Annotated in this window: 5 protein-coding genes and 2 pseudogenes; all 7 read right to left on the reverse strand. The window is 50.2% G+C overall.

Annotated elements, in window-relative coordinates:
• Positions 1-103: 103 nt before the first annotated feature.
• A pseudogene (locus CXB77_RS09720) lies at positions 104-3183 on the reverse strand (YhdP family protein).
• Positions 3125-4000 carry a hypothetical protein gene (locus tag CXB77_RS21770; RefSeq protein ID WP_105073730.1) on the reverse strand — a complete coding sequence of 292 codons (876 nt, stop codon included), beginning with the start codon at positions 3998-4000 and terminating at the stop codon, positions 3125-3127. The pseudogene CXB77_RS09720 and the gene CXB77_RS21770 overlap by 59 nt, the downstream one beginning before the upstream one ends.
• 16 nt (positions 4001-4016) lie before the next feature.
• The gene (locus CXB77_RS09730; protein WP_105073731.1) at positions 4017-5486 is read right to left on the reverse strand and encodes an InlB B-repeat-containing protein; all 1470 of its coding nucleotides are present in this window, start codon (positions 5484-5486) and stop codon (positions 4017-4019) included.
• Between the two features lie 92 nt (positions 5487-5578).
• The gene (locus CXB77_RS09735) at positions 5579-7339 is read right to left on the reverse strand and encodes an InlB B-repeat-containing protein (protein WP_172452620.1); all 1761 of its coding nucleotides are present in this window, start codon (positions 7337-7339) and stop codon (positions 5579-5581) included.
• 177 nt (positions 7340-7516) lie between these two features.
• The gene (pilB, locus tag CXB77_RS09740; protein WP_105073733.1) at positions 7517-9235 is read right to left on the reverse strand and encodes a type IV-A pilus assembly ATPase PilB; all 1719 of its coding nucleotides are present in this window, start codon (positions 9233-9235) and stop codon (positions 7517-7519) included.
• Positions 9236-9375: 140 nt separating this feature from the next.
• Complete coding sequence (locus tag CXB77_RS09745) at positions 9376-10209, reverse strand: NYN domain-containing protein (RefSeq protein ID WP_105073734.1); 834 nt, start codon at positions 10207-10209, stop codon at positions 9376-9378.
• 96 nt (positions 10210-10305) lie between these two features.
• A pseudogene (acs, locus tag CXB77_RS09750) lies at positions 10306-12251 on the reverse strand (acetate--CoA ligase).
• Positions 12252-12292: the final 41 nt, after the last annotated feature.

Raw genomic sequence — 12292 nt, forward strand, 5'->3', positions numbered from 1 at the left:
TCCAGAAAATGATTGGTCGGCGCTGGCGCGTCAGCTTTACGGGGATGAGACATCAACGATTCCCAGCCGAGGCGTTTGAACTCTGGCTCGCGCCACGGACCGGTCACGCGATAACGATAACGACCCAGCCGATCCAGCGGATTTCCGGCAATCGATCAACGAGATACACCGCTGCGCCGACAATTGGTCCACCCGCCACCGCGCCAGCGAGTGCAATTCCTGATCCCAATTTTGGTTCCACCGTCACCGTTTGGTCAAAGCGCCGCGTGACCAAATCGGTCAAACCATCAATCAGCACCCGCCCGGCGGACCGTCAATCGTAAAACCGGACATTCGCGCCCGCCCAGTGTTGACGTTTAATGTGCCGTGAATGCGCTCAAACGCAAAACCTTGTCCGTATAAATCACTGAAATCTAAAGTTAAACGCCGATTAAGTGCCGCTAAATTGACCACGCCGAGCAGTCGTCCCAGCCCCGGCTCCACTTTTGGCAAGCGTCCACTGCCAATGTTGAGATCAATCACGCCTTCAGCTTGTTGCCAGTCAAAGGCTTTAAATCCACCGTTCCAGTGCAATTGCACCTTGGCATGAGTCGCGCCAGCTTCGACGGCGGCTGGTTCATCCAGCGTCCGCAGTAACGCGCCGAGATTGCTGGAATCGACGATTAAATCCAGTTGCGTATGACCATTGCCAACATCGGCGCGTTGCCATTCGCCTGTGCCGTGCAGCGCCAGCAAGCCGTTTCCGTCCAGATGGAGCGCAGATAATTGTTGCCCAGTCGCACTGTTGCGCAAGCCCAGCACCAAGCGCCCCAGCGCGACCTTACCCCAGCGCAAATCCGCCACCTGCACCTCCAGCGATGGAATTTGCGAGGAACGTTTGACGGCAGTTTCCGTCTTTCGAGCGAGCGGATGATCGGTCATGGCGGTCAACAGTGGTTGCAGATTTAACCGCTCCAGCGTCAGCGTTAACGGGCGATTGACGCCATGTGCCAGCCGCACTCGTCCCGCCAATTCATCTGCTTTCACGCTGATTTCACCAGCGGGCTGCGCCGGATCGCGTTTGAGCGTCACCGCATGAAGCCAGAGATCACCGAGTCGCAGCCGATCAAAACGCACATTGACGCCGAGTTGCATTTCCCCTCGCGGGTGCTTGGTTTTTTCGACGTTTGCTAACCGCTGGGAAGCATTCAGCCATTCCTCCAGATTCAAATCTTTCATCTGCGCCAGCAGCCACAATCCCGATTGCTGCGGCACTGGTGGCGCATTTTTCCCCAAACGGACATAACCGCCGGTGAGTCGAAAAGCGCCGTTATCCAAACGCAGCGCCAATTGCGTTTCGACCTCGGCCATGCGTCCGGCAACGGTCAGCGTGTGCTGCGGAAGCAGCGTTCCGTGCAGCGCCAGCGCCCGTGTCGCTGGCGCAGTTTTACCCAGCGGCGCAGGCAATTGAATCGCTAACCCTTTCAAATTAGAAGATAATTTATAATCAATCGCAAACGGTGTGCTGCCCGGCGGCGGCAGCGTTGCGGTTAAATCCCAAGCTGCCGCGCCGCTGAAATAGCTCCACAACGGACTCGGAATCTGCCGCGCCAATTCCGCCACCGGCGTTTTCGATTGTGCGCGGAGACGCAGCCGCCGCGCTGCCGCAACGCCTTCAGTGGTGAGCGTGAGTTGCAGCGGTTGTCCCCACAGTTGCGCGGTTAACGCCTCGCCGTGCACCGCGCTTTCCGTAAAGTGCAACACGCCACCGAGCGCGGAGAGCTGAATTGGCGTGTGCTGGAGACTGAGCGTTGCGGCTTGCGGCCAACTGAGTTGACCGGTGACGCCGAACGGCAGCGATTTCACCAGCGGCAGATCAATCTCCAGCGCCAGCTGCGATTGCCCGCTCACCGTCAACATTTCGGCGAATTGTCCTAATTTGGTTGACAGCGGCGTGTTGCGCAGCGCCCGTAATCCGTCAGTTAACGGGCCGACGATGTCGCCGCGAATCACGAGCTGCTGCAATCCACGCGGTTCGGGAATGTCCACCGCGCCGTTGCGGAAATCGCTGTCGTAAATCCGCCCCTGCGCCACTGCAATTTCAATCGCTTGATTATGAAACTGAATTACGCCGTTGGCTCGCGTGAGTGGCGGCCAATCCGGGTGATACGCCAGTTCCAAATCGGCAAAATTAATGCGCAGATCAAATTGCCCGGACTGGTCACGAAACGGGTAATCGGCGATCCGCCCCGCTAAATCCACTGCGGCGCTGGTGATGCGTCCACCACGCAGCGAGCGATCAAGCCACGCGAGCAACGGCGGACGCAATTTATCTGCCAGCAAATACGCGGGAATCTGTGCGATCTGGGCGTCGTGAAGCTGTCCGTGCAGTTTGAGCGTCGGACTGCTGCGATCTGCCGGCAGCGTGAGTTCAAACTGAAAATCTCCGGTCAGGTCTGGATTGGCAAGGACGAATTCGCGCCCGACCAATTGCCACGCATTCGCTGGCGCTCGCAACCAGTTCAGTTGTCCGCGCAGTTGATTAAACACCAGCGGAGCGCGGAAATGCGGCGGCGCATTGAGCGTGAATCCTGACGAATTGAGCTGCAACGTGCCGCCGTCTTGGTCGGCGGTGAGTTGTCCATCAAGCCCGTCAATCCCCGGCGCAGTCGCCGTCAACGCCGCGCCAACTCCAGCGAGCGCAGCGGTTAAGTTCCAGCGCCACGGCTGCGCGGTATCTGCATGATCGGCAAGGATTTTCAGCGCACTAATGCGCCCGTGCGGTTGCGCGGCGAGCAGCGGCGCAATGGCGGCGGAGGATTGCCACGGACTGGCGCGGAGAAATGCCGCGAGATCGGCGAGTTGCAGTTGCTCAGTAATTAAATCGAGACGCGAAACGCTGCCGTTGTCACCGAGTAGCAGATTGAGATTTAGCCCGGAAATGCTCGCAGTATCAGCAACGCGGCTGGCGCTGAGATCAGCAATTTCGAGTTGCCAACCGCCCGCAGCTTGGCGGCGCATTCGTGCTTGCGCTTGGATTTGATGCACGGCGAACGGCGCAGCGTCAGTGGTAAAGATCAATTTATTCAACGCGATGTGCACCAGCGCCTGCTCGAAGCGACCGGCTTGAATGCGTAACCAACTATCAAGCTGCAACGTGCCGCTGTTCACCGTCGCGCCAGCCAGCCATTCCGTCGGCAGCATTTTTCCCACATTGTCGCCCTTGAGATGCAGATGCGCAGTGCCGTCCCAACTGGCAAATGCGCTGGGTGCGCCACTGAGTTCGGCGTTTACAGAAAATCCCCCCAACCCCCCTGTTTTGATAAATCCCCCAACCCCCCTTTTTCAAAGGGGGGCTTTTGTAACTCCCCTCTTTGAAAAAGGGGGGGCGGGGGGATTTCTCTTCGGTACTCGCGGACAGATTGAGCTGGTGCTGCCAGCCGGCGTTGTGCAATTGCACATTCACGTCATTCAATTGCAGCGGCGCGGTATTCGGACGATTGTCATCAATGACACGAACGCTGCTGTCAGTGAGGTTGATTTGCCCTTGATCGAGAAAGCGGGTCACGACATCGGGCTGCGCGAGCGGCAGCGCCTCAAATCCCAGAAGCGACCATTGACCGGTACGCTGGCGCAGCAACGTGAGCTGGGCAGCAATCAGCGTGAAGTTTTTGAATTGCGGCGTTTTATTGCGCCATGAACCGAGCACATCGAGATCAAGTTCTAATGCTTGCGCAGTAAATGCGGGCGTATTGGTATTCAGTTTAATCAGTTGAAGATTGGTGAAATGTAAACGCGGTTGCCAACCAGAAAGGCGCAGGCTTAACGCGCTGAAATTGACTTGATAACCGAGTTGATGACTGAGAAGGTCGGCGAGGTGATGGTGATAGTTTTCAATGAGCGGGAAAGCGAGTCGTGCTGCCGAAAGCACACATGCAATGAGAATTAAACTTGCTAAATTGAATTTGAGCGTCGCTGCAGTAATACGACTAAAAGATGCAAATTGGCGAATCCGATTCACAGCAGCGACGCGGCACTCATTTAACGGTGTAAGTCTTGGTCATTTGATTATTCGCTTCATTTGATTCCGACGTTTGACACCAGCTATCGGCGAAAGCGCGGAGCTTTTTAGAACCAGCGCCATTTGAGCGCAAACTCAATGTTAAAGTTTTACTCGCTCCGGCGTCCAATGAACCAATATCAATCCATTCTTCACCAAATGCGCCGCAAATTTGCTCTGCTGCCTGATTTGTCCACACATCTAAATAACCGCCGTTAGCTGGTGCAGAACCTTGATTTTTAACCGTGATTACCGCGCTAAAAAGGCTATTAGCGCCGGGTGAAGTTGGAATGAGTTTAATGGCAGTGACTTTAATATCGGCCATTCCTACGGCTCCGAAAGTTGCGGTCACATTTTTATTGGTAGTGAGCTTGACCGTACATTGCAACGGCTTATTCGCAACTGGAGTGCAGTTTTTCCATTCGATAAATGTCGCGCCAATATCCGGTTTAGCCGTGAGCGTCACGGTACTTCCGCTGGCAAATTCTTTATTGCAAGTTGAGCCGCAGCTAATTCCCGCAGGGCTACTGGTGACAGTGCCATTACCAAATTTGTTAATGGTTAGTTTTTTAGTGATTGGCGCAGCAGTGAAATTAGCGGTAACTGTCATATCTCGCGTGACATCTAAATTGCAGGTCGTTGTCATTCCCGTGCAATCGCCACTCCAACCGAGGAACTTTTTACCCGTATCTGGAATGGCGGTGAGCATGATGTGAGTGCTATGTGCGATTAAATCTTCGTCACATGTAGTGGTGCAACTAAAAGAACTGGAATAGGAACTAGTGACTTTACCATTTCCAGTTATATTAAGATGCAGTGAATGTTGTGAAAAAGTATCAGTCCAATCAGAGATGGAATTATTTCCTGCATAATAATTCGCAGAAATACTCTGCACATTAACATCAGCAAAAGCACTGCGCGGAATACGCATTTCAGCGATGCCATTAAGAGCAGTACCATTCCCTTGAGGGCGTTCTTCAATTCCTTCAATCGACTTAAAAACTACTCCAGAAATACCGAATTCTGGATTATTGATCCACACTCTGGATTCAATTCTGCTTCCGAGATTAACATTGTCAGCCCAACCATATTCGTCATCGAACTCAATCGTTGGCCCACTGTCATGGATCGCTAAATCGTAATTGCCGACGATATCAATTCGCCAATAGATATAATCATCATCTGCTGCGACATACACCGCTGTAATATCTTGGTTAGCAGGAACAGATGCGTCAGCCAGCATTGATTCTTGCGGATCAACGATTATTGGATTAATTCCTACCCAATCATCACCAACACCATCAATTGTAATCGTGGCGCGGGGAAACGAATTCAAACCGAATGAACCCGTATCTAAATCTTCAGCTTGCGCAGGAATTGTCAGCGTAGTGCTGGCGAGCAAGGCGGCAAATACTGCACCATGTGTAAGCGAATAAAGATAGGGCATCGGTTATTTCTCTGAAGTTGAATGAAAAAAACGCCACCGTAAAATGCCAAATTTGCGTTAATCAGCAAATAACATTCACGGCGGCGCGGTGATTATTTCACTGTGTATTTCTTGGTCATTTGATTATTGTCCTCATTAGATTCCCGCGTTTGACACCAGCTATCAGCGAAGGCACGGAGTGTTTTAGAACCATGACTATTTGAACGCAAATTAACCGTTAAGGTTTTGCTCGCGCCGGCATCCAATGAACCAATATCAATCCACGCTTCACCAAAAGCACTACACTTTTGCGTTTTTGGCTGATTGCTCCAGACATCTAAATAACCGCCGTTAACGGTCGCAGAACCTTGATTTTTAACGGTGATTTCTGCACTAAAAACGCTATCGGTACGGGGTGAAGCTGGAGTGAGTTTAATCGCAGTGACTTTTATATCCGCTGTTTCAGCAGCTCCGAAAGTCGCCGTCACGGTTTTTTTATTAGTCAAGGTGATTGAACATTGCAGCGGTTCACTCGCAAGTGCCGTGCAACCTTTCCATCCAATAAAGGTCGCGCCACTATTCGGTTTAGCTGTGAGTGTAATCACCAAGCCGCTCGCGAATTTTTTATTGCACGCTGTACCGCAATTAATTCCTGCGGGCGAACTGGTGACAGTGCCTTTGCCAATTTTATTAATTGACAGCATATAACTCGATATCGGATTAAAAATGGCGGTGACGGTTTGCGCTTGATTCATGTTTACGATGCAATCATCAGTCTGATTGCTACACGGGTCGCTCCAACCACCGAAAACAAAATCGCCGATAGGTTTGGCAGTGAGAATAACGCTGCTGCCGCTTTCAAAATCGCCGCTGCATACAGAACCGCAATTGATGATGCCATCTTTACTCGTGACTAAACCATCGCCTTTTTTATTGACAAAAAGTTGGTACATTTCAAGCGGATTTAAATAAAAATCGTGCGTTATCGTTGTGTTCGCAACGAGGTCAAGATTGACGGTTTCTGATTGATAACCAACAATAATATCAGCACGCAAATTAACTAATCCCGCAGGTACCTGTTGCATTTCATAATAACCAGCAGCATTAGTTTTAACTTGAGTCGTACTCGCCGCCACCATTGCTTCTGCCAGCGGTTGACTCGTTATTTTATCAAAAACGTAGCCATTGATTATGCCAGTATTTTGCAATTGACGTGGGTTTATGAGCAGGCGAAAGAAATCAAAAGCAAAGCCATCGCCAGCACCAGTTTCTGGATCATCCACCATGATTTTGAGTTGGTTATCGTGCATGGTGTCAATGATGTAGTCAGGGATTTGGAAAGTAATTAACTTACCAATCGGCCCAGTTTGCTCCAAGCTATTTAACAGTTCTTCTAACTCCGGTACGCGCACACTATTCATGGTGACTTGATAATGCGCCTGCCATACCAAAGCTTGAAAATCATCCACAAATATCTGCAAAATAGCACTATTCAATAATGGATTTGGTGCTGTAAATGGGATCACGATTTCACGCGGCATATTGTCCGGTCTGCTCGTATAACTGGTATAACCATCTTGACCAGCAGGCGGAGTGCCGACATAACTGGAAACAACCATAATGCGATCGGTTCCATCTGCATCTTCAGAATTCGCTATCCACGGATAACCATGTCCTGGTGTTGATTCCCCAGAAAATGGATCGAAACCTTCCGGCCAGCCAAAGCCTAAATTGTCAATATCACCATATCGAACAATTTGTTGTGCTTCAGCAGTATTGAACATTTCTTCATGCTGCAAGGTGTAATTTTCTGCATTCGCAATTGCGGCATAACTTAGTACAACAGATAATAAATAATGAATAAGGCGTTTCATTAGAATATCTCCACTGAACATTGACGGATCGTGTCGGCATCAATCAGAGTTGCTCTGTGTTAGAGCATCCATAGTATAGATGTTTTTACGCAAATTTGCCGAAACTGGAGAAAGTGCATGGGTCATCGCGCTGGGTATTTGGTCAGCAATCATGGCAATTCAAATCGCTCTTAACGCCTATTCTTTGGTGACGCGGTTGAGTTCTTCCAAACCAATTAACCCCGCTTTTACTTTACGCAATCCCGATTGCCGCAAATCAGCAACGCCTTCGCGTTGCGCTTGATCGGCGAGCTGCATGGCATCTCCGCCTTGCAGAATCAATCGAGTAATTGCTTCCGAAATCTTCATCACCTGAAAAATGCCAACCCGACCTTTATAGCCTTTATTACAATACTCACAGCCGACTGGTGCATAAATAGTTAATCCAGCATCTAATTCGGCATCGGTAAAGCCTTCTTTGCGCAGTGCTTCACGAGGAATATCGACTGGTTTGCGGCAATGAACGCAGAGTTTTCGCGCCAGCCGCTGCGCCATAATAAGTAATACGGAAGAGGCAATGTTAAATGGTGCTATACCCATATTTGCCAAGCGCGTTAGTGTTTGCGGCGCGTCATTGGTATGCAATGTGGAGAGCACTAAATGACCAGTTTGCGCAGCTTTTACTGCGATTTCTGCTGTTTCTAAATCCCGAATTTCACCGACCATCAATACATCTGGGTCTTGGCGCAGAAAGGCACGCAATGTAGACGCAAAAGTTAAACCGGATTTCGGATTGAGATTAACTTGATTGATTCCGGGCACTTGAATTTCCACTGGGTCTTCCACTGTGGAAATGTTGATTTCTGGCTTATTGAGAAGGTTGAGCGCGGTATAAAGCGAAACCGTTTTACCGGAACCGGTTGGGCCAGTAACGAGAATCATCCCATAGGGTTTTTTAATTGCTTTGAGAAAATCTTCGCGCTGTTCCGGTTCAAAACCCAGCGCCTCAATTCCGACCTGCGCTGAGGACGAATCGAGAATACGCAGCACCACTTTTTCTCCGTATACCGTCGGCAGTGTATTGACACGAAAATCAATATCCCGCGAGCGACTCAATTTCAAACGAATGCGCCCGTCTTGTGGAATACGCCGCTCGGCGATATTCATTCGTGACATTACCTTGAGGCGAGCAGTTAAACGTCCGGCTGTATTGAGTGGTGGGCTGGCTACTTCACGTAAAATACCATCTTGCCGAAAGCGAATTCGAAAGAACTTTTCAAAAGGTTCAAAATGAATATCCGATGCGCCGCTGGTAATTGCATCAACGAGTATTTTATTGATATAACGCACAATTGGTGCGTCATCGATATTCGCTTCAGAATCATCTGCTTTGTCGTCATCTTCGGCGGAAAAATCTAATTTTGCTAAATCAGCATCGGCGACATCACCGCCAACATTGGAGCTGTCTTGTGCTGCTATTGCATTTTCAATCGCAGTATTCAGCCGATCTTCTTCTACTAGAATTGGATCGGTTGCTAAACCGGTATTAAATCGAATTTCTTCTAGTGCTTGATCGTTCGTTGGATCAGACAACGCAATGAATAAGCGATTGCCTCGGCGCAATAATGGTAAAGCGCGATGTTTGCGGATCAGTTTTTCATCAACTAAATTTAGCGGCAATGTGCTTAATTCAATGGCGCTAAGGTCTAGCAACGGAATACCAAACTCATGCGATGCTGCAACTGCAATCCGCCGACTATCGAGTAACTTTTTATCAATGAGATAACGCACAAACGAGCTTCCTTGCCGTATTGCTTCTTCGTAAGCCGTTAACATTTGCGCTTCAGGCAGCAGATGATCTCTAACCAAGCGCCAAGCGAGTCCCGAAGGTTTAAAGGTAGGTTGATCGGTTGACATGAAGTGCCTTTAGTTGATCGTGTTATCGTCCAGCGAAATCCCTCAATCCTACGAATTGAGGGATTTCATTTGTTATTCAAAACAAAAAGACACCGATCCTATCTTTCTGTACATCGTTTAACACACTAAAAACATTAAAATTAGCGATTGACGGTAAAGGCTAATCGTACATTGCTAGCGACCAAACCATTGTCCTTTTGATCGCTTTCATTAATATAAAATTCCAGTACTGTTTCCCGATTGGATAGCATGTCTTCATTCACATCTTCAGCCAGTTCATTGATATGACAAAACACGCTGGCATAAGGTGAATGCGGATCACGCGGATCAGTAATCCATAAATGCGGCGAAATATGATCCATGATGCGTAAAAAACCATAACCCTTATCTGCAAACCATTTGGTGCACACGCCACGCACGCAAGAGCCGGGTTTTCCCCATTCGTTGCGCGGTTCATAGTTAATTGGTAGTAATTCAGGGATCACAAAACCAGAATAATACGCATCTACTTCTTGTTGGAGCAACCGTGACACGTTTTTAAAGCCAATCAATTCTACGCGGCAGCCAGTATTTTGAAGCGCCTCAACTACTTGTAAGAAATCACCGTCACCCGTTACGAGCAGCACTTGATCAAGTTTATTGGCTTGCAGCATGGCATCAACTGCCATATCTAAATCAGCATTAGCTTTGGTTGTGATATTGCCTGCTTCATCGGTATAGCGACGTACCAGTTTAACAGTAATTTTCCAACCGAAATCTCGCACCATCTGTTGATAAGTCTGCGCTTTTTTGCGGTATTCAATATCCTCACGCGCCCGCTCGGCATCAAATGCCATATACGTATTTAATCGTTGTAAAGTGCCGCCTTCACGGGCAGCAAAGCGCCGTAACACGTCATAACGCATCTGATAGCCGCCGTTATAACGTACATTTTCTGCGTCAACAAAGACGCCAACCCGAACATTTGTACTCAAAACACAACCTCGATCTTTACATGGTAATTAAATAAAAAATGATCTGTGAATTGCTTCCCGCGCATGATGTACGAGGGAAGCAATGCGCAATGTGATCTATTGATTTGCGCGGTTTTCAATCAAATCAGCGACCACTGCCGGATCAGCCAGTGTGGAAATATCACCGAGTGAATCAATTTCATTCGCAGCGATCTTGCGCAGAATGCGCCGCATGATTTTACCGGAGCGCGTTTTCGGTAAACCGGGTGCCCATTGAATAATATCGACAATGGCAATCGGGCCGATTTCATTACGCACCAGCGTCACCAGTTCTTTTTTCAGCGCGTCGGTCGGTTCGATGTCGGCCATCAAAGTGACGTAAGCATAAATGCCTTGTCCTTTCAAATCATGCGGATAACCGACTACTGCGGCTTCGGCGACCTGCGGATGCAGCACCAATGCCGATTCAATTTCCGCCGTGCCGAGGCGATGACCGGACACGTTGAGCACGTCGTCGATGCGCCCGGTGATCCAGTAATACCCATCGGCATCGCGCCGAGCGCCGTCGCCGGTGAAGTAATAACCGGGATATTGACGGAAATAGGTGTCGGCAAAACGGGCGTGATCGCCGTACAGCGTCCGCATCATGCCGGGCCACGGACGCGATAACACCAGCGCACCTTCACCAACGCCTTCAATCAATGTGCCTTCTGCCGGATCAACCAACGCGGGCGCGACGCCAAAAAATGGTCGCGTGGCCGAGCCGGGTTTGAGCGGCGTTGCGCCGGGCAGCGGCGTAATTAAATGACCGCCAGTTTCGGTTTGCCACCAGGTGTCCATGATCGGGCAGCGGCTGTCGCCGACGATGTGAAAATACCATTCCCACGCTTCGGGATTGATCGGTTCGCCAACCGAGCCGAGCACGCGCAGCGACTGGCGCGAAGTCTTTTTCACCGGCTCTTCACCCGCCGCATCAACGAGCGAATCGCAGTCGGCGCAGTGTAGAAAATGGCGACGTTGTGTTTATCAATGACTTGCCAGAACCGCGACATATCTGGGTAATTCGGAATGCCTTCAAACATCAGCGAGGTCGCGCCGTTCGCCAGCGGACCGTACACGATGTAGGTGTGACCCGTGACCCAGCCCACGTCAGCCGTGCACCAGTACACCTCACCTTCTTGATAATCAAAGGTATATTTATGCGTCATCGCCGCATACACCAGATAACCGCCGGTGGTGTGCTGAACACCTTTCGGTTTGCCGGTCGAGCCGGAGGTGTAAAGAATAAACAGCGGGTCTTCGGCGTCCATCTGCTCCGGTGCGCACTCTGGCGCAGCAGCAGCAATTTCGTCGTGATACCAAATATCGCGTCCTTCCGTCCACGCCACCGCGCCACCAGTGCGCCGTACTACGACGACAGTGTCCACGCTGGGGCATTCGGCAAGTGCAATATCGGCGTTCTTTTTCAACGGGATATGTCGCCCGCCGCGCACACTTTCATCCGAGGTGATGACCAATTTGCACTCGGAATCTAACACGCGGTCGCGCAGCGAATCCGGTGAAAATCCACCAAATACAATCGAATGCACTGCGCCGATACGGGTACACGCCAGCATCGCCACTGCCGCTTCTGGAATCATCGGCAGATAAATGCAGACGCGGTCGCCTTTATTGACGCCACGCGCTTTGAACACGTTGGCGAGTTTGCACACTTCGGCGTGAAGTTCGCGGTAAGTGATTTTGCGATCTTCGTTGGGGTTGTCGCCTTCCCAAATGATGGCAACCTGATCGCCGCGAGTGGCGAGATGCCGATCCAAGCAGTTTTCAGACACGTTGAGCTTGCCGCCTTCAAACCATTTGATATGTAAATCATCGGCTTTGAAGCTGTAATCCAGCACGTTCGTCCACGGCGCTGACCAAGTCACAAACTGGGTGGCCTGCTCTCCCCAAAACCCAGCCGGATCATCAATCGAACGCTGATACATCGCTGCGTATTGCTCGGCAGTGACATGTGCTTTGGTCGCAATTGCAGCGGGCACGGCATAAATTTTTTCTTCTGACATACGTCTTTTTTCTCCAAGTGGTGGTTGATGAATAAATCGGT

Origin of the sequence: Chromatium okenii (assembly GCF_002958735.1) — a bacterium.
Lineage (GTDB): Bacteria > Pseudomonadota > Gammaproteobacteria > Chromatiales > Chromatiaceae > Chromatium > Chromatium okenii_A.